Here is a 23107-nt window from a genome sequence, read left to right on the forward strand (position 1 = left end):
AACACCTGCTGCGTCAACATCAAGTGCACCAGCAGCCGCAACACCATCAACACCTGCTGCGTCAACATCAAGTGCACCAGCAGCCGCAACACCATCAACACCTGCTGCGTCAACATCAAGTGCACCAGCAGCCGCAACACCATCAACACCTGCTACGTCAACATCAAGTGCACCAGCAGCCACAACACCATCGACACCTGCTACGTCAACATCAAGTGCACCAGCAGCCACAACACCAGTTAAAGCAGCTAGTGCGCAACCATCAGCACCAGCTGCCGAAAAAGTTAGTTATATTGCTGCAGCTGATGCAAATCGTGATGGCTTTATGACAACTGCTGAGTACAATGCTTATAAAGCCAATGGCGGAAACAAGCAAGCACCAGTTGCAGCAAAACAGTCTGCACCTGTTCAAGTAGAACAAGTTTCAAAAGCTACAACAACTCCAGTAGCACAACAAGCTGCACCTGCTTCTTCAGCAGCACAAACAATGTTGAACTCATTGAACGCTAAGCGCGCTTCACTTGGCTTAGGTGCTGTGACATTGGATGCTGGATTGTCAGCACGCGCACAGTCACGTGCGGTTAATGCTGTTGCCAATGGTGGCTTACCAACCAATCACTTCGCAACAAACGGCGAAGTTGTTGCCATTGGTTGGGGTGCTGGAAATGTTATTGATGCATGGTATAACGAAACCAATATGATAACTAATGGCACACCTGGACATCGTATGTGGGTAGCAAATGCCCGCGCCACATCAGTAGGATTTGGTATTGTTGGCGGTACAATCGTTGCCGAATCAAATGCCGGTCAATATTAATAATTACTGAAGCGTCTATACGACGCTTTTTTTATTTTGTATAATAGTAATAGAGGACTGAATTTTATGACGTTACAGTTTATAGAACTTTCACCACAAGAATACGCAGCATTTGAATCAAAGCATCTATTAGGCACTTATACACAGTCAATTTTGCAATATGAGTTATTACTAAAAAATGGACATCATCCTTACTTGCTAGGTGTCAAAGAAAATGGGCAAGTAATTGCCGGTTCATTGGTTGTAACGGAGTCCACTCGTTTTGGTCAAGTTTTTCTATTTGATCGTGGGCCTTTGTTAGATTTTAACGACCTCAATTTATTATCTTTTTTTGTTAAAGAAGCAAAAAAGTATGCGAAAAAACATGGCATTTTGTACATAGAATGGGCACCTAATGTAACTTATGTTAAAACTGATAATACAGGTCAATTTATGCAAGAAACCAATGATGAGTTTCTAAAGAAATTATCGCGGGAAGGGTTTGAACATCAACCATTTGAATTTGGCATGTCAACAAACAGTTCACCGGCCTGGGAATATGTGAAACCAATATCTGGTCTGACCGACGAAAAATCTATTTTGAAATCGTATACTAAAAATGTGCAGTACTATCTCAAAAAGAATAAACAATTTGGTATTCAGTTACGTCAGTTGGACAAGAATGATTTACCAGATTTTAAAAAATTAGCAGCCACAACAGCTAAGCGACTTAATTATCATGATAAGGATTTATCATTTTATGAGATGTTGTATGATATTTATGGTAATGATGCTACGTTTATGTTTGCTGAACTAAATTTTGAAAAATATATTTCTGAAGAAACTGAAAAAATACAAGAATTAAATCAAAAACTAGATAAAATTCAGCAAAAGATTGATAAATATCCATTGCAAGACAAGTTTAAACGTCAGTTTGCAGAATTTAATGATCAAAAGCAGCAACATATTAAACGTATTGCTAAAGCCACAGAACAAATGAATAAAGCTGGGCGACCAACTGTTGTGATAGCTGGCGCTTTATTTATTCAACAACCTCAAGAAATGACATATTTGTATTCTGGGACGTATGAAGAGTATATGGATTATTATGGCCCTTATCAAATTCAACATGAAATGATTAAAAAAGCTGTGGCTGGGAATATTGACCACTATAATTTTTATGGTATATCGGGACACTTTGATGGCACAGATGGTGTATTTCGCTTTAAAACAGCATTTTCAGGCTATGCTCGTCAGTTAGTTGGTAGATTTATTTTGCCAGTCCATCCTTTAAAATATAGATTATATCGTTTATTAAAACATATTACCGGACGTGCCTAATATTATTCACCTATAAAATAATTAATGGTATAATTATTGTTATTAAATGGGGGAAATATGGATAACCAAAGTATGAGTCGCCGAGCGCGACATGAACAAATTAAAGCTACCCAAAATCAACCTCGAGGGCCCAAAAAGCCTCAAAAACCGCGTAAACGTAGGAAAATATGGCGTTGGATTTTTGTGATATTGCTTATTGCACTGATTATTGGCGGTATAGTTTTTAGCAGAGTGTTGAGTAATGTGCACCGTTCGGTTGATAATATGCAACGAAGTGCTAAAATTACCAAGGCACGTGATGTCAAACAAGTTGTTAAAGAGGGTAAGCCTTTTTCAGTTTTAGTACTGGGTACTGATACTGGTGCACTTGAACGTGATCGAACTGGGTTAACAGATTCGATGATGTTAATCACGATCAATCCAAAAACTAAACAAACTACTATGATGTCAATACCACGTGATATTATGGTTGCAGTAGTTGGCGCTGAGCATACATTCCCTCAAAAATTAAATGCATCCTTTCCAATTGCCGGTGTCGGTGGTGCAATGATGACTTTACAGAATTATCTTAATGTGCCAATTGATTTTTATGCTTTGGTTAATATGGGTGGACTAGAAAAGTTAATCGACCAAGTTGGCGGTGTAAAAGTAGCATCACCGCTAACTTTCACATATACAGCTGATGAAGATGTCAGTCCTGCAACATACAAGTTTGTTAAGGGACAAGAACGTTTTCAATATGCAAAAGATGGCAAAAATTTTAAAACATATACTACTATGAATGGTAATGCAGCATTGTCCTTTTCTCGTATGCGATATGATGACCCAAAGGGTGATTACGGTCGTCAGTTACGACAACGAATGGTTCTAAAAGCACTGCTAAAAAAGTCAGCTAGTGTGTCAACTCTGCTTAATGCTAAATTCATGGCGTCTATTTCAAAAAATGTTAAAACTGATTTATCTTATAATGAGATGATTAAAGTTGCACAAAAATATATGTCCGCAACTAAAAATCAGGTTTCTGACAACATACAAGGTACAGGCGATATGTATAATGGCATCAGCTATCAGATGGTAAAGGAAACAGAAAAGCAACGTGTCACTAATAAATTACGTCAGTCATTAGATTTAGCGCCAAAGACAACAGGAAAACAATTTGGTGGTGCTGTACCAGCAATATCATATGGTATTGCTGAGACCAATTTAAATGGTATCAATGAAACATTGGATCCACAATAAATAAAAGCACCAACTATTTAAAATAGTTGGTGCTTTTATTTATTGTGGATCCATCATTTAACTCTGGACGTTTGACATTTTGAGTAAACGGAATACCATTGCGCCATAAATAACCGTGGTAGTAACTTTCCATTGCAGTAATTTGTGTTAATGAGGTGAGTGGCAATACAAATTTTAACCAGAGCATATTAGTTGTGAGAAAAGGGATGGACATCATGCTAGCGGTAATAAAGTAGATGACAACTCTGCCGCGCAAAGATAATTTACGATTAAAAACGGCTTCATCAACATATTTAATGTAGTATTTATTTTTGTGTAACCATTCTTCAAGACGATGAGAAGATTTTGACCATAAAATGGCAGTTAATACGTAAAAACCAGTAGTTGGTAGGCCGGGAATCCAAATTGCAATCGTACCGACAGCGAAACTGATTATGCCAAGTAGAATATAAATAATTTTCATAATGATATTGTAACATGTTTCTTTGCCCGTAGTTCAGGCTTTTTTGGTATACTAGAAATAAATAACATCTAGGATATCTTACATGAGCTATTTAGCAATTGTCGATCTTGGTAGTAATTCGGCACGTATGGTGGTCGAACAACTCAATGATGACGGCACATATACGGAAGTTCTCCGTGAAAAAAAAGATACACGTATTGCACAATATATGGGTCCTGAATTAATGTTAAAGGAAGAACCTATGGTACGTACGATTGCGGTACTGAAATATTTTCAATCACGCTATCAAACATATAATCCAGAAGTACGTGCTATTACGACAGCAGCAGTACGTATGGCAGCTAATCAAGCTGATTTTTTGAGACGAGTAAAATCTGAAGTAGGCATTGACTTTAAAATTTTAACTGGTGAAGAAGAAGCTCACTATGATTATCTTGGTGTTATGGCGACATTAAAGATACAAAACGCGGTTATTTTAGATACCGGTGGCGCTTCTGTGGAACTCATTGCTGTCAACAATGGGCTAAGTACTGCTGAAGTGAGCTTACCATTTGGTGCGGTTAGTTTATCGGAAAAATATAATTTAGCAAATGAGATTAATCAAGTAGATATTAATTTGGCCAATCGGGATATTTGTGAGCAATATGCACCGTTATCATGGTTAAATCATCAAATTGGTGATCCGGTTATTTTATTGGGCGGCGCTAATCGTTCACTTGCGCGTATGGCACGTACGTATTCAGGCGAGGCTGAAGTCAACCATATTCACGGTTATGAAATGTCAGTAACGATGGTTGAAAATATTTTTGATGATATCCGCCATATGACACGACAAGAAAGGGAACATGTTGCAGGTCTAGAAGTATCACGTGCTGATATTATTATCAGTGGTTTATTACCTTTGCTGAATTTAATGCACATGATTAGCGCACCTAAAGTCATTTTTTCAGAAAGTGGTGTGCGTGAAGGACTGATTTCAGAAACACTAAAAAATGACTAAAAAATATTATGAACTGACGCCGGATGAACGTTTGGCGTCTTTAAATTTAAAGCAAGAAACAATGACTGCATTTCAAGAAAATCAAACACCACAGCATGCGCAAATTATTGAAAACTATATCAGCGATTTTCGTGTGCCGATGGGGATGTTGCATGATATTATAGTTAACGGGCAACATGTCAGTGTACCAATGGCCATTGAAGAACCAAGCGTGATAGCAGCAGCTAATAATGGTGCTAAAATGATCAATTCAGTTGGCGGTGTTAAGGCAATGTTACCTAAAAGAACGGCAATGATCGGGCAAATGATGTTTGTTGATATGCCAATTACGGTGCTAGATGATTTTGTGTTGTCACATCAAAATGAATTACTAGCAATTGCCCAGCGAGCAAAACCAACAATTTATCAGCGTGGTGGTGGTTTATTATCAGTTACAACACGGCAAGTATCACCTACAGAAGTGAGTGTTGATTTTATAATTGATACGCAAGATGCGATGGGTGCTAATATTGTCAATACAATTTTAGAAGCAGAAATAAGCGCTTTTTCTAAATTTGAAACACATTTAATAGGTGTGATTTTAAGTAATCACGCTTTGAAACAAATTGTTACTGTAAAGGTTAATATGACATTTGATAGTGTGGGTGGACACGATGTCGCAAAAAAGATAGTAGCATTAAATCACTTTGCAAAAAATGATCCTTATCGTGCAACAACAGAAAATAAAGGTCTATTCAATGGTATTGGTGCAGTTGTATTGGCGACGGGCAATGATTGGCGTGCTGTTGAAGCTAGTGGTCAAGCCTATGCTAGCCGTGACGGACAATATCGTGCATTAGCTTCATGGACAATTCAAGAGGACCAGCTGATTGGGGAGTTGTCTATGCCGATTTCTGTTGGTACTGTGGGCGGGGCTATTTCAGCCATGCCACAGGCTAAAAATGTGTTAAATATCATGAAGATTACTTCTGCTGATGAACTACGTACAATCATTTTAGCGACAGGATTAGCACAAAACTTAGCTGCTCTAAAGGCTATTGCGTCAGGTGGTATTCAACGTGGACACATGCGTATGCAATATCGTGTACTGGCTTTGCAAGTTGGGGCAACTATGGCAGAAGTACCCATTCTGGTTGCTAAATTAAATCAGTTAAAACAAGTTGATACTACTATTGCATCAAAATTATTATCGGAGATAAGAAAATGAATCCCAAAATTAAAGAATTACTCAATCAAGTGAATCAGTTGTACCCAGGTACGGTGATAACTCGTGTATCCGGCGAGGATGCTGGCGAATTACATATAGACCGTGTTTCACAAGAAATGCTAGGTGACCGTATTTTACTTGAATTAGCAGAAGATACAGAAACTGATTTTATGTTTGGCAACGAATTACTAAAAATGTTGCTGACCTTTAATGGTGTAACACCGCAGGTCTTTTTTTCGTTAACATTTAAGGATGATGATTTAGACAAACAGCTCATTCAAATTGCGACTCGTATGCAGCGTGTTGTTGTGCACGCAATCACATATCGCGAGTTATTAAAGCAAGGAATTTTAACTTCAACCACAAAAACCGCTTATTTTTCCGGTATTAAATCTGAATTAACACCGGAAAATGGTGAATTAGATGATGAGAGTCTTTGGCGCTTGCTGGTCTTATTAGATGCACTGATATTTGCTGATATTAGTGGTTTAGATATTAGTGAATTAGCTAACTTGTATCCATTAGCCTTTACTGCTGCTAAAAAACTGGTAGCACCAATTTTAAATGCTGATTTAAAGCAATCACGCCACATTCGTCGTCAAATTACAGCTTTATTCTCAGGCGTAGATGAGGTATTAGAAGCTTGGGGAAAGCCAACTGTTAATGCCAAAGAGTATGTAACATTAACAAGTGTCCTATCAAAGCGACAATTAGATTTGCCGGTTAGTCAAGTTTTTACAATTTTCCACTCAGAAATGACAGATTTCCAAACTAAAAAAACTGCTTACGTCGGCTTAAGTCAGTTAGATTCACAAAATAGTTTTGTCATCACAAAGCCAGAGAATCAAGACTCGGCAACATTTTTCAAGGCATTATACAAAATGAAGGTTGGCGATTTGTTCAAACAAATGGCCTTGCCTTACATTGAACGTATGTCATAATTTAAAGTCATAGTAATATCAGGATGATGAAAGGGGAAATAGATGTTAGTGACAGCAGATATTCAAGCACAGTTTGATCATGCTAAAAATATTGTCTTTATGACAGGCGCTGGTGTTTCGACACGTTCAGGTATTCCTGACTATCGTTCGAAAGGAGGTATTTATGATGGGGTCAGTTTGAGACCAGAGTATTTACTGTCAGCGACAGCGTTTCAGGAAGATCCAAAACGGCAATATCAGTTTATGATTGATAATATGTATTTCCCTGATGCGGTGCCAAATATTATTCATGATAAAATGGCGGAGATGACACGTCAAAATAAAGCTAAAATCATTACACAAAATGTGGATGATTTGCATATGAAGTCTCATCCCAAAAGTGACAGTATTATTCGTTTTCATGGTTCATTATATGATGTGTATGCGCCTGTCGATGATAAACAGGCTGATGTAACAGCATATTTGCAATCAATGACACGTTCTGATGGGGCAATATTAAGACCACGAATTACTTTTTACGAAGAAATGCCCTTTGATATAGAGAAATCTGTTTTATGGGTGCAACAGGCTGATTTAATTGTGGTAGTGGGTACAAGTTTTCGAGTATATCCATTTGCTGGATTACTAAACTATGCTAATCAACAAGCAAATATCATGTCAGTCAATTTGGAATATATTGATACACCTTTTAAAATTAATCAAATTGTTGGTGATGCGACAACCTTTTTTAGCGAGCTTAAGTTGTAATTAAGATGAAAATTAATATCCGATTCATGTATAGAATAGTTCTAATATAAGAAAAAATATAGATATTAAAGAAAAATTATGGTAATATCAAACTATATTGGTAATTATCATCTAGTTGTGTCAGCCTAGAAACAACCAGATGATAGTTAGTCAATATAAAAATAAAATGTTACGACGCACTTATTTCGATTGTGAATTTTAAACGCGCCTTTTTTGGTTATCAGAAAGTTTTGGCTGAAAGCATTCTAAATTAAAAAGCACTTGAATTAATGCCAAATGACATTAGGAGAGTACAACTAATGATAAATATCCGAGATATGACGGTTACCTATGGTGGTAATCCGATCTTTACGAATCTGTCCATTCAGTTTGAACCAGGTAAAATTACGGGTATTATTGGTCCTAATGGGGCTGGTAAGTCAACAATGATTAAGGCGATGTTAGGCTTAATCAGTAAACAGACAGGAGAAGTCACGCTTGATGATAAGCCAGTGACTAAACAATTAAAGAGAGTTGCGTATGTTGAACAACGTGCAGCGCTTGACTTGAGTTTTCCAATTAATGTATTTGACACTGTCATGACAGGGACTTACCCTAATTTAGGGCTATTTCGTGTGCCAGGTGCAAAGGAAAATGAAGCGGTAACAAAAGCGTTATCCGATGTTAAACTTTCAGAATTTACTAAGCGACAAATTGGTGCACTGTCTGGTGGACAATTACAACGCGTTTTCGTAGCACGTGCTATTGTGCAAAATGCCGATGTCATCATCTTAGATGAGCCATTTGTTGGTATTGACATGAAATCTGAAGTTGAAATTATAGCAATATTGAAGCGTTGGCAAGCAGCAGGAAAAACAATTATTGTTGTGCACCATGATTTAAATAAGGTTACGACGTATTTTGATAATCTTGTGATTATCAAACGTGGGATTGTTGCTGCCGGTCCAACAGCTGATGTTTTTACAAAAGAAAACATCGCAAATGCTTTCAGTGGTGACTTGTCAACGATATTATTCGCAGATAAGGAGTCAGAAAATGCATAGTATTGAATTATTTATTGATGGTTTAATGAAATATAACTTCCTACAAACAGCTTTAATTACTTCTATTTTAGTAGGTATTATGTCAGGCATAATTGGTTCTTTTATTATTTTAAGAGGCATGTCATTAATGGGGGATGCTATCTCTCACGCAGTGCTACCAGGTGTTGCTGTCGCCTACATGTTGGGAATTAACCTACTTGTTGGTGCATCGATTTTTGGAATTTTAGCTGCTTTACTAATTGGTGTTGTGACAATGAAGTCAAAGCTAAAAAATGATACGGCAATTGGAATTGTTTTCTCGGCGTTTTTTGCTCTAGGATTTATTTTAATTTCATTAGCAGAATCTGCCACAAATTTACATCATATTTTGTTTGGTAATGTGCTGGCTGTTTCTGACAGTGATTTGGTTACAACGGCTGTTGTCTTGGCTATCATTTTATTGTTTGTTGTCATCTTTTACAAAGAATTACTCATTACCTCGTTTGATAATACTTTTGCCAAAGCATACGGTTTGAAAACACAAGTGTTGCATTATGCATTGATGTTGATGTTGACACTAGTTACAGTAACGGCTTTACAGACAGTTGGAATTATTTTGATTGTTGCCATGTTGATTACGCCAGCAGCAACAGCGTTTTTGTTAACAAATCGGTTGTCACACATGATGGTTTTGGCAGCAACATTCTCTGTTATTTCATCAGTTATTGGCTTGTATTTCAGTTTCACGTTTAACTGGGCTTCAGGACCAGCAATTGTACTTACAGCAGCGATGTTTTTCCTAGTGACATTTATTTTTTCACCAAAGCAAGGCATTATATTTAAACAAAAAGAGAACTAAATAAAATCAAAGCCAGCGCAATAGCGCAGAAAATAGCGGAGAATAAAATGATTAAACGTCTAAGTATTATTATTATTGCAGTAGTGGTTGTTTTGGGTGGTGTATTCTGGTTTGTTAACAGTAGCCAAGGTGGTAAAACAAGTCAACACGATAAGATTCAAGTTGTTGCCACGAATTCGATTATAGGAAACATGGTTGAAGAAATTGCTGGCGATAAAGTAAAGTTGCACACGATTGTGCCACGCGGAACAGATCCTCATGAATATGAACCACGACCACAAGATGTTCAAGCCACACAAGAGGCCGATATTTTGTTCCATAATGGGTTAAATCTTGAGACAGGCGGATCCGGTTGGTTCAAAAAAATGTATCAAAACGCTGGTAAAGCCGATAATAAAGAAGTATTTTCTGTCTCAGAAGGTGTCCAAGCTAAGCACTTAACAGACAAGGGAAAAGAAAATGAATTAGATCCCCATGCTTGGTTAGATATACAAAACGGGATTAAGTATGTTAAAAATATTGAAAAAATATTAATTGACAAGGATCCTGATAATACTAAAACATATCAACAACGTACCAAGGCATATATTAACAAATTATCTGAGTTAGATAAGTCAGCGAAGACGAAATTTAACAATATTCCTGAAAATAAGAAATTATTGGTGACATCTGAAGGTGCATTCAAGTACTTCTCAGCTGCTTACGGTATTACACCAGCTTTCATCTGGGAAATCAATACAGAGTCACAAGGTACACCAGAACAAATGCGAAATGTATTAGCTAAAATCCGTGCAACAGAGGTACCATCATTGTTTTTGGAAAGTTCAGTATCGCCTAAAACGATGGAGAAAGTATCAAAGGAAACTGGCTTACCAATCTATTCTAAGATTTATACTGATTCATTAGCTAAGAAAGGTCAAGCAGGAGACACTTACTACGGCATGATGAAGTGGAACTTGGATAAGATTTCTGCAGGTTTATCAAAATAATTACATGAAATCATTAATAGTTAGCTATTGATGATTTTTATTTACAAATTACATGAAACAAAATTCATATAAGTGGTATATTAGACGTATAAATAAAATAAGATATATGAGGAAGAACGATGGTACAACAAAAGATGAAACAAATGCCGTATATTATTGGTATTTCTTTGAATCTCATTTTCGTATTAACCGAATTAGTTTTTGCTAGAGTAGCACATTCGACAGCTTTATTTGCTGATGCTTTTCATAACTTGAGTGATGTGTTAGCTTTGGTCGTTGCGTGGTTAGCAGTGATTGTTTTTGGATTAAAATCTACGAGTAAACGTACATACGGTTGGCATAATGTGTCGATTTTAGCTAGTATTTTTAATTCAGTTTTACTAATATTTGCTGTGATCACTATCTTTTATGAAGGGATAAGTGATCTTATTAATCCGGGCAATGTACGGACAAGCGGTACAATGATTATGATCGTTGCAGCAGTAGGTATTGCCATTAATTTCTTTACAGCAATGTTATTTAAAGCTAGTGGATCTCCTGATGAGCATGGGCACCACCACGACCAAGATTTAAATTCCAAAACAGCTTATATTCATTTATTGGCTGATGCAGGTGTTTCCGTTGGGGTGATTGTGGCTGGTTTGCTAATTCAATTAACAGGTTGGCATGTGATTGATGCGATTGTCTCGATGATTATTGGTGTTATTATTTTGGTTACATCGTGGTCTGTAATTGCAGAAACATTTAATTTAGCATTAAATAGTGTGCCAGAAAAAATTGATGAAAAGAAAATATTAAATTATCTCCAGTCACATCAAGGTGTCAACCGTTTACACGATTTGCATATTTGGCCATTATCAACAACAGAAGTTGCCTTGACAGTACATCTATCAGTTAAGGATAATGTTGATACACAAATTTTATTGGAAGATATATCTCAAACACTACGACAAGATTTTGATATTAATCACGTGACAATTCAAATTGAAACAGCTGTTTTTGATCAAATATGTAATTCGATTTAAAAGGTCATATAATTACCACATTCTCATGAAATCGTTTACAAAAGCTTACAGAACAAAATCGATTTATCATTTTTAAAACATGAGGTATTAGTGAATAAAAACACAATTATTTTTGTGTGTTTTTGTTGTTGACGAATTTAGAAAAAAGTGTATTATTAATTATGTACTAGGGCATCAATAGCCGAGTTAGGTAACTTTCATAAGCTTTCAACAACAAAGTTGAATGAAATCCTTTATGAAATTTATTTAGCACTTAAGTATGTGTTTGGCTAATATTTTAGCACATACAGCTCGTAAAAGTGAATACTGGGTACGAATTTGAGTCAAAATTCGGCTATTTTTGTCCTGAGGAGAAATCTGAAGGAGAGATTAGAATGGATAATTCTAAAGAAACAAAAAATCATCACATCGTTCAAGATGCGACTGATACTTTGAGTTTGAGCGATGTTAACAGCTCAATTGAAGCGCCGAAAGATGGGTCTTTCTGGCGAAAACTACTTGCATTTTCAGGTCCGGGCGCGTTAGTTGCTGTGGGATATATGGATCCAGGTAACTGGGTTACATCAGTTGGTGGTGGTGCGCAATATCACTATGTTTTGCTATCAATTGTTTTGATTTCAAGCTTAATTGCCATGATGTTACAATATATGGCTGGTAAGTTAGGTATTGTTAAGCAGGAAGATTTAGCGCAAGCAACACGTGACCGTACCAACAAACCAGGTGGTATCGCGTTATGGATCATGACTGAGTTGGCTTTGATGGCAACTGATATTGCCGAAGTTATTGGTGGCGCTATTGCGTTGCATTTGCTGTTTGGTTGGTCAATGATTGCCTCAGTTTTGACAACAGCATTTGATGTTATTTTGCTTTTGTTACTAATGCGCTTTGGTTTCAGAAAAATTGAAGCTATTGTTATTACATTAATTGTGACAATATTGGTAATTTTCGCTTATCTAGTAATATTGGCGAAACCTGAATTATCTGCTATGTTTGGTGGCTATTTACCACAAATTCAAGATTTGAGTTCAAAAACACCCATCGGCGGTGGGGATTCTAAATTGACGTTAACGCTTGGTATTATTGGTGCTACTGTTATGCCCCACAATCTTTACTTGCATTCATCAATTTCACAAACGCGTAAAGTTGATCGTAAAGATAAATCAGCTATTAAAGAAGCAGTTCGCTTCATGACTTGGGATTCAAATATTCAATTAACGTTTGCTTTTGTTATTAACTCGTTGCTATTGATTTTAGGTGCTGCATTGTTCTTCGGGCATGCTAATTCAGTAGGTACTTTCGCCGCAATGTATGATGCATTAGGTGATAAAACTATTGCTGGTGCGGTTGCATCGCCAGTATTGTCAACATTGTTTGCTGTAGCTTTATTGGCTTCTGGTCAAAACTCAACTATTACTGGTACTTTAACTGGTGAAATCATCATGGAAGGTTTCTTACACATGCGTGTTCCAATGTGGATACGTCGAGTTGTAACTCGTGGTTTAGCATTAATTCCAGTTGTAGCCTTTACAGTTATTTATGGTGGTGCTGAAGAGAAACTTGATTCACTTTTAATTAATTCACAAGTATTTTTGTCCATTGCTTTGCCATTTGCCATGGCACCATTAATTTTGTTCACGTCTTCTAAGAAGATTATGGGTGAGTTTGTTAACCCAAAGTGGATGGTTATCTTAGGTTGGCTTTCATTTATTGTTCTAACTGGGTTGAATATCAAATTGATTTTTGATATGGTAGCAGGTTGGATTGGATAATTACTGAAATTAAGGAGACGATTATGAGTGAATTAAACTTAGATATTGAACCATTGCAATTTAAAAATATTGTAGTTGGTGTTGATGAGTCTGAACAAGGCTATTTTGCCTTAACAAACGCCGTTCACCAAGCACATGAAGATGATGCTAATTTGATCATTGCTTCAGTGTTAGAAATGGGTGATTTGTCTGCGATTGATGCGCTACACTTAGGTGTTATCAAAGAAAAACGTGCAGAAATTGAAGCAAATTTAGCTCGGTATAAAGCATATGCAGAGTCTCAAGGGGTTAAGCATGTCGTAACTATTTTTGCAGATGGTGCGAAGGCTGGAGAAGCCTTATTGCAAGATGTTGTACCTAAAGTTAATGCTGATTTCATTATTGTTGGTGCGCATTCACGTGATGGTTTCTGGGAATCGTTAGGTTCACAGGCTGCATATATTGCACGTCATGCAAGAATTTCATCAATGGTTGCTCGTAAGAGTTATTAATAAAAATGGGTCGTCTTCGGACGGCTTTTTTTATTGCCTAATGATAATATATGAACGTGTTAAGTGTCCTACCTTCCTGAAATTTATCATTGTTTGAGACCAGTTGTTTTATTATTTTTTACAATATAGCGTTACTAGATTAAACCAGTATAAAATATGAAAATGTCAGCATGCTATAATATTGAGGAGATCGCAAATAAAAGGAGGAATTATGTTACAAACATTATTTACCGCTTTTATTTCGTATTTGGGTACTAGTTCTGATTATTTTGTTGTGTTGTTGCTAGTATTTGGACAATATCGATCAAATGAAGAATCACGTGCAGTAATATTTGGCGCATATTTAGGTAATCTGCTACTGATTGGTACTGCAATAGTTATTGCTGTCTTTTTGAAACGTGTACCGTCAGAGTGGGTACTTGGTTTATTAGGAATTATTCCTGTTATCATGGGTATTTATGGCTATTTTTCAAATAAAAATGAAAGTGCAACTATATCGGAGCATTTAGACAAAATTGGTATTGGAAAAATTATTTTTCATATTGTATGGCTGACAATAGTAGCATGTGGGGCGGATAATCTAGCATTGTATATTCCTTATTTTGCAACTACTAACTTTGTATATTTACCAATTATTTTAATCATGTTTGCAGTTGTTTTAACAGTTACTATATTTGTTGCTCGCCAAGTTACGCATTTAAAAATAGTTTATGATTTTTTTGAAAAATATGGCGATATGATGCAATTAATCATATATGTGGTTTTAGGAATATATATCATGTTTGCTGCAGGTACCTTCCAACATTTAATTTCTCTGCTATAATATAAATATGAATAGAGAAATTAATATTGAATTGGAACATATTTTTAAAATTTTAGGTAATAAACAACGATTAACGATTCTTGAATTATTACGTGTCAGGCCACGTACAGTGTCAGAAATCGTTGATTCTTTAAATATGGAACAATCTGCTGTGTCACATCAGCTAATGGTTTTAAGAGAGGCTGAATTAGTGCAATCACAGAAAAATGGGCGAGAAGTTTTGTATGCTTTGAGCGATTCGCACGTTTTGATATTATTGGATAATGCGTTGAAACACGTGGGTCATATACTAAAACATTAATTCAATGAATGAAAGCATATTGACGGATAGCTGATTTTTTGATATTATAATATAGTTGTTTAACGAAGTTAAATAGCAAAACAACTATAATGCCGTTGTGGCGGAATTGGCAGACGCGCTGGACTCAAAATCCAGTGGTGGCAACACCGTGTGGGTTCGACTCCCACCGACGGCATAAGATAAGCAAAAAGCACTAACGTAATTTACGTTGGTGCTTTTTGCTTAATAAATAAAAGCTCGATAATATTTAATAGAAATTCAGGAATTGAAGTTGATACATTTAATAGGTATTATTCATTTGAAATAGCCAAAATAGATGATCGGTCAATAATTGCTGGAATGCTTGAAAATTAAGGGTTTTTCAGGTATTCTAATAGTAGTTGTAATTAGCGCTTTTCGTGCTGCACAAACTTGAAACGGAGCAAAAAATTGACAGTCGACGAGTTTATTTCAGCCTTAAAAGAAGCTGATATTATTTTAACAAAAAAACAAATTCAACAATTTGAACAATATTTTAACATGCTGGTTGCTACGAACGAGAACGTTAATTTGACGGCTATTACAAATCAGCCAGATGTTTATTTAAAACATTTTTATGATTCACTAACCATTGCTTTTTATGAAAAGGATTTGCAATTAGCTAATAAAAGTTTAATTGATATTGGTGCAGGCGCAGGGTTTCCCTCACTACCGTTAAAGATTGTTTTCCCAAATATTAAAATTACGATGGTTGATGCCTTGCAAAAACGTGTTAATTTTTTGCAAGAAGTTGTAACAACACTAGATTTATCCGGTGTTGAAATTGTACACGCACGTGCTGAAGATATTGGCCAAGATTCACATTATCGTGAACGCTTTGATTATGCAACTGCTCGCGCAGTAGCCCGTACGAGTGTATTAGCTGAATATACGTTACCATTTGTAAAAATTGGCGGTCGTTTCTTAGTAATGAAGGGTTCAGCAGCTGAACAAGAGCTGGCTGATGGTCAAAAAGCATTAGCCGTATTAGGTGGTGAAGTCAGTGAGTCGTTTGAATTTAAATTACCAAATGGTGATGTACGTTATATTCAAATGGTTGATAAACACAAAAAAACACCCAAAAAGTATCCAAGACAAGCGGGCACACCAAGTAAAAAACCGATTAATTAAGTACACATAACATGTTTTTTAGAAAGGACGTCTAAACCAAATGGCACAAATAATTGCACTAGCCAACCAAAAGGGTGGCGTCGGGAAAACCACAACAAGTATTAATTTAGGTGCAGCATTGGCACAATCTGGTCAACGTGTGTTACTTGTTGATATTGATGCACAAGGGAACGCAACGAGTGGTTCTGGTGTGGATAAATCTGAATTAGAGCATGATAGCTATGACGTCATTGTTGATTCAACACCTATACGAGATGTTATTGTACCAACAGACAACTATGATTTAGTACCAGCCACCATTCAACTTTCTGGTACAGAAATTGAATTAGCTAGTTATGAACGACGTGAATATCGTTTGAAGGATGCACTCGTATCAGTCTCTGATGATTACGACTTTATATTGATTGATAACCCACCGGCTTTGGGTTTGTTAACAGTCAATGCGTTTACTGCCGCTGATGCAATTTTAATTCCAGTACAAACTGAATTTTATGCGTTAGAAGGCCTGGGCCAGTTACTTAATACTATTGAATTAGTACGACAACAATTTAATGATAATTTGGACATTGCGGGTATCTTGTTAACAATGTATGATGCGCGTACCAATTTAGCAAAACAAGTATCATCAGAAGTACGTCAGTACTTTAATGATAAGGTTTACACGACAGTGATCCCACGCTCAGTTCGTTTGAGTGAAGCGCCATCTTATGGTCAAGCAATCATTGATTTTGATCCACGTTCATTGGGCGCGCAAGTTTATACTGAACTTGCTCAGGAGGTCTTGAAACAATATGGCAAATAAAAAAGGTGGTTTAGGAAAAGGTCTTGGCGGGTTATTTAATGCCAACAACGTGACTGAACAGGCATTGGAGCACACAAAATCAGTTACAAAAAAAGCATCGGACACAGAAAGTGTTGAAAAACTTGATTTAAACAAAATCCAAGCAAATCCATTCCAACCACGTCATCATTTTGATGACGTTAAGTTACAAGAATTAGCTCATTCCATTAAAGAAAACGGCGTCTTAACGCCAATTATTGTCCGTAAATATGGTGATCAGTATCAAATTATTGCTGGTGAGCGTCGTGTGCGTGCTTCACAATTGATAGATGCATCTACAATTAGCGGTATCGTTCGCGATGTTGATGATGATACCATGGCAGCCATAGCGCTTGTGGAAAATTTACAGCGTGATGATTTGGATGCCATTGAAGAAGCGCAAGCTTATGCATCATTAATGACGCAATTAAATTTAACGCAAGCACAAGTGGCTGAAAAAGTTGGCAAAGAACGGGCAACGGTTGCCAATGCGATTCGTTTGTTAAAATTACCAGACGCTGTACAAGAACTGTTACAGAACCAAGATCTATCTATGGGTCAAGCCCGCGCACTTCTTGGTTTGAAAGCTAAAAATCAGATTGATCATGTTGCGAAATTAGTGGTAGCACGAGATCTAAATGTTCGCCAAGTAGAAGCTTTGATTAAACAGATGAACAATGGCGAGACAGACAAAAACGAAAAACATGTATCACCATATATTAGTGCACTAGCAACACAACTTGAGGAAAAATTTGGTACAAAGGTTAAGGTTAACGCTGGATCAAAAGGTAGCGGTAAAATTGAAATTAATTATGTATCTAATGAAGATTTGAGCCGGATTTTAAGTTTAATAGATATTGAGGTGGATTAATATGGCAGAACCACTTGTTTATCATTTACATGATATTGTTGAGATGAAAAAGCCACATGCTTGTGGGTCAAATGCTTGGGAAATTACGCGTGTTGGTGCAGATATTAAATTAACCTGCACCAATTGCGGTCGTGGTATTATGATGCCTCGTTTTGATTTCAATAAACGTTTGAAGAAAGTTTTGAAATCAGCTGATAGGGCTGATTAGTTAGTTTTAATTAGGAAAGGAAACGTGCTCCGGTGTCCTAATGACACCGTCACACTTACATTCATGGCACTTACAGCTGGAATTGTTGGTTTACCAAACGTTGGTAAATCGACATTATTTAATGCAATTACTAAAGCAGGGGCGGAGATGGCGAACTATCCATTTGCGACAATCGAACCAAATGTTGGCATGGTTGAAGTACCTGACGATCGTTTAGCACGTATACAAAAAATTGAACCTGCTGATAAGGTCGTGCCAACAACGTTTGAATTTACTGATATTGCGGGTATTGTTAAGGGGGCTTCACAAGGTGAAGGCTTAGGTAACAAATTTTTAGAAAATATTCGTCAGGTAAATGCTATTGTTCATGTAGTTCGTGCGTTTGATGGCGATGAAATTATTCATGTTAACGGTGTTGTTAATCCATTAGATGATATTGATACAATTAATACGGAATTGATTTTAGCCGATCTTGAGACTATTGAGAAACGATATGCGAAAGTTGCTCGTGCAGCTAAAGGACCAGATAAAGAGGCTAAAGCTGAATTTGGCGTGCTAGAAAAAATTAAACCAGTGCTTGAAGCAGGAAAATCTGTTCGTACGATTGATTTCAATGAAGATGATCAAAAAATTGTTAAAGGCCTATTTTTGTTAACTGCTAAACCAGTACTATACGTTGCTAATTTGGCCGAAGATGACATGGCTGATCCAGAATCATCAAAGCACTTTAACGACATTAAAGATTTTGCTGCTACTGAAGGTGCTGACGTGATTGGTTTGTCTGCAAGCGCTGAAGAAGAAATTGCACAACTGGCAGATGAAGACAAGGCTGAATTTTTGGAAATGGCTGGCGTTGAAGAGCCAGGACTAAATAAATTGATTCGCGCCGCATATCATTTACTTGACTTGCGAACATTTTTCACTGCTGGTGGTAAGGAAACAAGAGCATGGACATTTAAAGCTGGTATGAAGGCACCACAAGCAGCAGGCGTTATTCACTCTGATTTTGAACGTGGATTTATTCGCGCTGAAACAATCGCTTTCCAGGATCTAGATCAAATGGGATCCGTTAAAGCGGTAAAAGAGGCTGGCAAGCTACGTTCAGAAGGAAAAGAATATATTGTTAATGATGGCGATATTATTGAATTTAGATTTAACGTGTAATTTGATTTGTAAATAATATATTAATGCAGAGACATTCTGCGTACATATTCTCGGAGGAATGATGACATGTCAGAAGAAAAGCGCTCACTAACAAAGAAAAATGAGGACTTTGTTTTTCGTTTTAAAAAGATAATTTTGCAAAACAGTAAATTATCTACTGAAAAAATAGAAGAGATAATTGCAGAAATCGAAGATGAACTGCGTGTAGCACAAAAGTCTGGGCAAACAGCAGCACAACTATTTGGGACACCAACTCAAGCAGCGCAAAAGTATTTGGACCCAAAACAAACCGCTAAAAGAATGCATGAATTTAAGTTTTGGACGCTAGCATTAGACACAACTTTAGTTATTTTTATGTTATTTGCTGTTGTGTTTGGGTTTACCTTGTTCTTTTCAAAAAATGGGAACAATCAAGCTGGTGGTGGTATTGTGTCATTAATCTTAATTGCACTACTTGGTGGCACAATATATACTGGCGTAATGTTAAAGGTAACTCCTAATCCAAAGGCAGCTCAGAAGCAAGAGGCTAAATGGATCCGATGGGCCTATTTATTAGGTGCCGTTGTCGCCTGGATTGTTGGCTTTACTGTTTTAGGATTGTTACCACAGTCATTAAACCCAACTCTACCACCAGTTGTTTATCTGGCGTTAGCTATTTTGGCTTTTGTAGCATTTCGCTGGAATCGTCAGCGCTTTGGTTTGAAGGGTGGGTTCTTCGCTATTAGTCAATTAGCGCAACAAGCAAGATTAGATGAAGCACGGAATAAGAAATAAGGGGTGCGGATATGAAAATATTAGTTGTAGATGATGATATTGAAATTGCTGAATTACTCGAAATTTATCTCAAAAATGAAGGATATGATCCTGTCATGGCAGCTGATGGGAAAGAAGCCATTTCTAAGTTAAATACTAATCCTGACATTGCACTAATGATTTTAGATGTCATGATGCCTAATATGAATGGCTTAGAGGTTGTTAAGGTTGTTCGTAAAGATAGTCGGATTCCTATTTTAATGTTATCAGCAAAATCGGGTGATATGGATAAAATCCAAGGCCTAATTACTGGTGCAGATGATTATGTGACAAAGCCTTTTAATCCTTTAGAAGTCATGGCACGAGTACGTTCATTGTTGCGTCGGGCAGAAAATGCAGTACAAGATCAGGCGCCTGACGTATTGGATATTGGCTCATTAATTATTAATAAAGATAGTCATGAAGTTAAAACATCAGATGGTGATTTGGTCAATCTCACTGCTCTAGAATTTGGTATTTTATATCTATTGGCTTCACATCCAAATCGTGTTTTTTCAGCAGATGATATTTTTGAACGTGTGTGGCAACAAGAGTCTGTTGTATCAGCTAAAACAGTTATGGTTCATGTCTCACATCTTCGGGATAAAATTGAAGAAGCAACTAGTGGAGATCAAGTCATTCAAACAGTGTGGGGCGTTGGGTACAAGATAGAAGTAAAATAAATGAAGAGATTAGTAGTTTTTTTTAGACGTAATCGCACAAAAATTTATTTTGCGGTAGTGACGATTTTGTTACTGCTGCTTTTTACTTTTGTTGTGAACATGGGGATAATAGTATTACGTGGACAATGGTCCTTATCTCTGCCTATGACCCAGTGGTTAACTTTTTTAGTGTTGATTATAGGGAACTTGAGTATTTTATTTTGGCAATATTTGAGATGGCGACAATCTGAAAGCCTGATACGATTAATTCGAGATTTGCGACAGATAGCAAGCCAAAATTCAGATATGACAATTGATTGGCATGCGCCATATGCTCCAAAAACACAAGCACTGATTAATGTTTCAAATCAAATTGCTCAAAATACACGCAAGATTCGTGAGGAAGAACGTCAAAGTGAGCGATCAAAAGATGAAATGATTACGAATATTTCTCATGATTTACGTACACCATTAACAGCAATTATTGGTTATTTAGGTCTTGTTGAAATGAATGGTGATAGTATTAGTGCTGCTGATCGAAATAAATATATTCATACGGCTTATGATAAATCTAATCAGATGAAAGTATTAGTGGAGGATTTATTTGAATTCTCAAAAACGCAGGCACATGATGCTGTTCTTAATATCACGACATTGAGCTTGGGTGATTTATTTGCACAATTGCTAGCGAGTTATGAATTAGAAGCAAGAGACAGACATATCAAGTTGACACAAATGACAAATCCAGAATTAATTATTTTGGAAGGTGATTCAGATAAATTGGCACGTGCATTAATGAATTTAATTACCAATGCTTTCAAATATGGTGATGGTGCGACTTTTATTAAACTAACAGCACAAGTCAAGGAATCACAAGTGGAAATTCATGTCATCAATGATGGTGTCGCGATTTCAAGTGATGCTATTGGTGATATCTTTGATCGCTTTTATCGAGTTGAAAGTTCGCGTAATAGCAAAACCGGTGGTACCGGATTGGGATTGGCAATTGTTAAAGGCATCATTGAACAACATCATGGGGAAGTATTTGCAAGATCAAACAGTGAATTAACATCGGTTATTATGACATTACCGTTAAAACAAATTGGGGCAGGAAATGAAAAAAATTAATTTTATTGTGACAAGTATCATTACTTTTTTAGTAGGAATAGTGATGATTTCAGCAAATGACAATACGGCACAACCGCTAGCTTTGCAAGAAAATGTGACTTCAGCAATTGTTGTCGATGCTCAGACAGGTCAAATCTTAGCAGAAAAAAATGCTGATAAAATGGTACAAATTGCCTCACAATCAAAAATGTTAACAGCATATGCTGTATTACGTGGTATTAATTCTGGAAAAATTAAGTGGACTGATAAAGTCCCTATTACAAAAAAAGCTGATTTATCTAAGCAAGATAGTCATTTGTTTTCGCATTTGGCAGTTAAAGCAGGTGATACACTAACTGTTCGTGAATTATATAATGCGATGATTAAGTTATCAGCTAATGACGCGGCCTTTGCCTTGGGTGAGTACATGACACCAAAAGGTATGACAATGCAAGGGGCACTTAAACAGTGGGCAGCAGAATTGCATTTAACAGGGTCAAAATGGTATAATTCTGCCGGACAGGTTAATAAAGATGCCTTTAGTCATCGTGTCAAAGATGCGTCTGATGAAGCAGCGAACGAGGCTAGTGCTGAACAATTAGCAGTTTTGGCACGTACCTTGGTACAATTGGATCCAAATATTAGGACCCTGTCAGAAATGCAGTATATTTCATATAAGTTGACACCACAATACACCGTAAAAGAACCTACAGACTATTTAGTATTGCAAAAAGAAGTTTTACCTAATTTAATTAATCCTAATCAATTGGTCATCGAAGGTTTAAAAACTGGGTCAACACCAGAATCAGGCGCTGCATTTACAGGACTGATTAAAGATGCAGATGGACATGAATTTATTACTGTTGTTAATGGTGCAGGTGTGTATACAGATGTACTTCAACGTTATCAATCTACAATCAATATTGTTAATGATGTGTTAAAGCACCAAGTACCTATAACTTACACAAAAGGTAATGAATTGGCGGGACAGAAAACGATTAAATTACGTACAATGAAAACGCACCAAATGCCTGTAGTTATGTCAAAAAGTAAGACGTTTTGGGCCAATAATAACATAAAACCTAAAACGGAAACTACATTAACAAAAGTTAAAGGAAAATCTGTTAAAAAAGGGGATGTGCTAGGGCATGCACATGTAAACCTAGCGGGGGCTAAATATTTAACAGATGCAACACAGAGTAATCAAACAATACCACTAGTTGCTACCGAACAAACCAATAGGACAAATTGGTTTGTTCGCACGTGGCGAGCAATATTTGATTAATGAAAGCAGTTCCTTTTTGGAACTGCTTTTTATTAA

General features: G+C 36.6%; 25 protein-coding genes and 1 tRNA gene. 25 read left to right on the top strand and 1 reads right to left on the bottom strand.

Going from position 1 to position 23107, the window contains the following annotated elements; translation table 11 throughout:
* The 3 genes from HNQ98_RS05115 to HNQ98_RS05125 all read left to right on the top strand — a co-directional run.
* Positions 1–817 (top strand): CAP domain-containing protein (locus HNQ98_RS05115; protein WP_184284959.1); only part of this gene is annotated, 817 nt, incomplete at its 5' end.
* A gap of 66 nt (positions 818–883) precedes the next feature.
* The gene (locus HNQ98_RS05120) at positions 884–2137 is read left to right on the top strand and encodes a peptidoglycan bridge formation glycyltransferase FemA/FemB family protein (RefSeq protein WP_184284960.1); all 1254 of its coding nucleotides are present in this window, start codon (positions 884–886) and stop codon (positions 2135–2137) included.
* 57 nt (positions 2138–2194) lie between these two features.
* Positions 2195–3376 (top strand): LCP family glycopolymer transferase, encoded by a 1182-nt coding sequence (locus tag HNQ98_RS05125; RefSeq protein WP_135197812.1) that lies wholly within the window; start codon positions 2195–2197, stop codon positions 3374–3376.
* A 13-nt stretch (positions 3377–3389) separates the two neighbouring features.
* Here the strand turns inward: HNQ98_RS05125 and HNQ98_RS05130 are convergent, their stop codons facing one another.
* A complete protein-coding gene (locus HNQ98_RS05130; RefSeq protein WP_135197811.1) occupies positions 3390–3839 on the bottom strand; it encodes a YbaN family protein in 450 nt (149 codons plus the stop codon).
* Between the two features lie 82 nt (positions 3840–3921).
* On the opposite strand from HNQ98_RS05130, the gene HNQ98_RS05135 reads away from it, so the two are divergent.
* The 22 genes from HNQ98_RS05135 (at position 3922) to HNQ98_RS05240 (ending at position 23071) form a co-directional block, all read left to right on the top strand.
* Positions 3922–4839 (top strand): Ppx/GppA phosphatase family protein, encoded by a 918-nt coding sequence (locus HNQ98_RS05135; RefSeq protein WP_135197810.1) that lies wholly within the window; start codon positions 3922–3924, stop codon positions 4837–4839.
* Positions 4832–6046 (top strand): hydroxymethylglutaryl-CoA reductase, degradative, encoded by a 1215-nt coding sequence (locus HNQ98_RS05140; RefSeq protein ID WP_135197809.1) that lies wholly within the window; start codon positions 4832–4834, stop codon positions 6044–6046. Before HNQ98_RS05135 ends, HNQ98_RS05140 begins: the two co-directional genes overlap by 8 nt.
* On the top strand, positions 6043–6987 hold the full coding sequence (locus HNQ98_RS05145; protein ID WP_135197808.1) for an HELLH-NELLK family protein: 945 nt from the start codon (positions 6043–6045) through the stop codon (positions 6985–6987). Before HNQ98_RS05140 ends, HNQ98_RS05145 begins: the two co-directional genes overlap by 4 nt.
* 42 nt (positions 6988–7029) lie before the next feature.
* The gene (locus HNQ98_RS05150) at positions 7030–7734 is read left to right on the top strand and encodes an NAD-dependent protein deacylase (RefSeq protein WP_014974883.1); all 705 of its coding nucleotides are present in this window, start codon (positions 7030–7032) and stop codon (positions 7732–7734) included.
* Positions 7735–8033: 299 nt separating this feature from the next.
* A complete protein-coding gene (locus HNQ98_RS05155; RefSeq protein WP_135198202.1) occupies positions 8034–8777 on the top strand; it encodes a metal ABC transporter ATP-binding protein in 744 nt (247 codons plus the stop codon).
* Positions 8770–9615 carry a metal ABC transporter permease gene (locus HNQ98_RS05160; RefSeq protein ID WP_014974881.1) on the top strand — a complete coding sequence of 282 codons (846 nt, stop codon included), beginning with the start codon at positions 8770–8772 and terminating at the stop codon, positions 9613–9615. The genes HNQ98_RS05155 and HNQ98_RS05160 overlap by 8 nt, the downstream gene beginning before the upstream one ends.
* 50 nt (positions 9616–9665) lie before the next feature.
* Positions 9666–10604 carry a metal ABC transporter substrate-binding protein gene (locus HNQ98_RS05165; protein ID WP_172600986.1) on the top strand — a complete coding sequence of 313 codons (939 nt, stop codon included), beginning with the start codon at positions 9666–9668 and terminating at the stop codon, positions 10602–10604.
* A 119-nt stretch (positions 10605–10723) separates the two neighbouring features.
* Positions 10724–11629: a cation diffusion facilitator family transporter gene (locus tag HNQ98_RS05170; protein ID WP_014974879.1), complete on the top strand. Its 906-nt coding sequence runs from the start codon at positions 10724–10726 to the stop codon at positions 11627–11629.
* Positions 11630–12003: 374 nt separating this feature from the next.
* A complete protein-coding gene (locus tag HNQ98_RS05175; RefSeq protein WP_150281209.1) occupies positions 12004–13398 on the top strand; it encodes an Nramp family divalent metal transporter in 1395 nt (464 codons plus the stop codon).
* 23 nt (positions 13399–13421) lie between these two features.
* Positions 13422–13889: a universal stress protein gene (locus HNQ98_RS05180; protein ID WP_135197804.1), complete on the top strand. Its 468-nt coding sequence runs from the start codon at positions 13422–13424 to the stop codon at positions 13887–13889.
* A 211-nt stretch (positions 13890–14100) separates the two neighbouring features.
* Positions 14101–14712 (top strand): cadmium resistance transporter, encoded by a 612-nt coding sequence (locus tag HNQ98_RS05185; RefSeq protein WP_135197803.1) that lies wholly within the window; start codon positions 14101–14103, stop codon positions 14710–14712.
* Positions 14713–14719: 7 nt separating this feature from the next.
* Positions 14720–15013 carry an ArsR/SmtB family transcription factor gene (locus HNQ98_RS05190; protein WP_135197802.1) on the top strand — a complete coding sequence of 98 codons (294 nt, stop codon included), beginning with the start codon at positions 14720–14722 and terminating at the stop codon, positions 15011–15013.
* 91 nt (positions 15014–15104) lie between these two features.
* Positions 15105–15188 (top strand) — tRNA-Leu (locus tag HNQ98_RS05195).
* A gap of 254 nt (positions 15189–15442) precedes the next feature.
* The gene (rsmG, locus tag HNQ98_RS05200) at positions 15443–16162 is read left to right on the top strand and encodes a 16S rRNA (guanine(527)-N(7))-methyltransferase RsmG (RefSeq protein ID WP_135197815.1); all 720 of its coding nucleotides are present in this window, start codon (positions 15443–15445) and stop codon (positions 16160–16162) included.
* 40 nt (positions 16163–16202) lie between these two features.
* A complete protein-coding gene (locus HNQ98_RS05205) occupies positions 16203–16964 on the top strand; it encodes a ParA family protein (RefSeq protein WP_135197801.1) in 762 nt (253 codons plus the stop codon).
* The gene (locus HNQ98_RS05210; RefSeq protein ID WP_135197800.1) at positions 16954–17853 is read left to right on the top strand and encodes a ParB/RepB/Spo0J family partition protein; all 900 of its coding nucleotides are present in this window, start codon (positions 16954–16956) and stop codon (positions 17851–17853) included. The genes HNQ98_RS05205 and HNQ98_RS05210 overlap by 11 nt, the downstream gene beginning before the upstream one ends.
* A gap of 1 nt (position 17854) precedes the next feature.
* Complete coding sequence (locus tag HNQ98_RS05215; RefSeq protein WP_014974871.1) at positions 17855–18061, top strand: DUF951 domain-containing protein; 207 nt, start codon at positions 17855–17857, stop codon at positions 18059–18061.
* 63 nt (positions 18062–18124) lie between these two features.
* Positions 18125–19225, top strand: a complete 1101-nt coding sequence (gene ychF, locus HNQ98_RS05220) for a redox-regulated ATPase YchF (protein ID WP_135197799.1) — start codon at positions 18125–18127, stop codon at positions 19223–19225.
* Positions 19226–19291: 66 nt separating this feature from the next.
* On the top strand, positions 19292–19999 hold the full coding sequence (locus tag HNQ98_RS05225) for a DUF1129 domain-containing protein (RefSeq protein WP_135197798.1): 708 nt from the start codon (positions 19292–19294) through the stop codon (positions 19997–19999).
* An 11-nt stretch (positions 20000–20010) separates the two neighbouring features.
* The gene (locus HNQ98_RS05230; protein ID WP_014974868.1) at positions 20011–20700 is read left to right on the top strand and encodes a response regulator; all 690 of its coding nucleotides are present in this window, start codon (positions 20011–20013) and stop codon (positions 20698–20700) included.
* Entirely contained in the window at positions 20701–21807 is a 1107-nt protein-coding gene (locus tag HNQ98_RS05235; RefSeq protein ID WP_014974867.1) for a sensor histidine kinase, read from the top strand.
* Positions 21794–23071 (top strand): D-alanyl-D-alanine carboxypeptidase family protein, encoded by a 1278-nt coding sequence (locus HNQ98_RS05240; protein WP_135197797.1) that lies wholly within the window; start codon positions 21794–21796, stop codon positions 23069–23071. Before HNQ98_RS05235 ends, HNQ98_RS05240 begins: the two co-directional genes overlap by 14 nt.
* Positions 23072–23107 lie beyond the last annotated feature (36 nt).

The sequence above is a fragment of the Leuconostoc carnosum genome (assembly GCF_014207505.1).
GTDB classification, from domain to species: Bacteria; Bacillota; Bacilli; order Lactobacillales; family Lactobacillaceae; genus Leuconostoc; species Leuconostoc carnosum.

Coding starts and splice junctions, on each gene's coding strand:
- HNQ98_RS05120 (WP_184284960.1), top strand. CDS start 884: ATGACGTTACAGTTTATAGAACTTTCACCACAAGAATACGCAGCATTT.
- HNQ98_RS05125 (WP_135197812.1), top strand. CDS start 2,195: ATGGATAACCAAAGTATGAGTCGCCGAGCGCGACATGAACAAATTAAA.
- HNQ98_RS05130 (WP_135197811.1), bottom strand. CDS start 3,839: ATGAAAATTATTTATATTCTACTTGGCATAATCAGTTTCGCTGTCGGT.
- HNQ98_RS05135 (WP_135197810.1), top strand. CDS start 3,922: ATGAGCTATTTAGCAATTGTCGATCTTGGTAGTAATTCGGCACGTATG.
- HNQ98_RS05140 (WP_135197809.1), top strand. CDS start 4,832: ATGACTAAAAAATATTATGAACTGACGCCGGATGAACGTTTGGCGTCT.
- HNQ98_RS05145 (WP_135197808.1), top strand. CDS start 6,043: ATGAATCCCAAAATTAAAGAATTACTCAATCAAGTGAATCAGTTGTAC.
- HNQ98_RS05150 (WP_014974883.1), top strand. CDS start 7,030: ATGTTAGTGACAGCAGATATTCAAGCACAGTTTGATCATGCTAAAAAT.
- HNQ98_RS05155 (WP_135198202.1), top strand. CDS start 8,034: ATGATAAATATCCGAGATATGACGGTTACCTATGGTGGTAATCCGATC.
- HNQ98_RS05160 (WP_014974881.1), top strand. CDS start 8,770: ATGCATAGTATTGAATTATTTATTGATGGTTTAATGAAATATAACTTC.
- HNQ98_RS05170 (WP_014974879.1), top strand. CDS start 10,724: ATGGTACAACAAAAGATGAAACAAATGCCGTATATTATTGGTATTTCT.
- HNQ98_RS05175 (WP_150281209.1), top strand. CDS start 12,004: ATGGATAATTCTAAAGAAACAAAAAATCATCACATCGTTCAAGATGCG.
- HNQ98_RS05180 (WP_135197804.1), top strand. CDS start 13,422: ATGAGTGAATTAAACTTAGATATTGAACCATTGCAATTTAAAAATATT.
- HNQ98_RS05185 (WP_135197803.1), top strand. CDS start 14,101: ATGTTACAAACATTATTTACCGCTTTTATTTCGTATTTGGGTACTAGT.
- HNQ98_RS05190 (WP_135197802.1), top strand. CDS start 14,720: ATGAATAGAGAAATTAATATTGAATTGGAACATATTTTTAAAATTTTA.
- HNQ98_RS05205 (WP_135197801.1), top strand. CDS start 16,203: ATGGCACAAATAATTGCACTAGCCAACCAAAAGGGTGGCGTCGGGAAA.
- HNQ98_RS05210 (WP_135197800.1), top strand. CDS start 16,954: ATGGCAAATAAAAAAGGTGGTTTAGGAAAAGGTCTTGGCGGGTTATTT.
- HNQ98_RS05215 (WP_014974871.1), top strand. CDS start 17,855: ATGGCAGAACCACTTGTTTATCATTTACATGATATTGTTGAGATGAAA.
- ychF (WP_135197799.1), top strand. CDS start 18,125: ATGGCACTTACAGCTGGAATTGTTGGTTTACCAAACGTTGGTAAATCG.
- HNQ98_RS05225 (WP_135197798.1), top strand. CDS start 19,292: ATGTCAGAAGAAAAGCGCTCACTAACAAAGAAAAATGAGGACTTTGTT.
- HNQ98_RS05230 (WP_014974868.1), top strand. CDS start 20,011: ATGAAAATATTAGTTGTAGATGATGATATTGAAATTGCTGAATTACTC.
- HNQ98_RS05235 (WP_014974867.1), top strand. CDS start 20,701: ATGAAGAGATTAGTAGTTTTTTTTAGACGTAATCGCACAAAAATTTAT.
- HNQ98_RS05240 (WP_135197797.1), top strand. CDS start 21,794: ATGAAAAAAATTAATTTTATTGTGACAAGTATCATTACTTTTTTAGTA.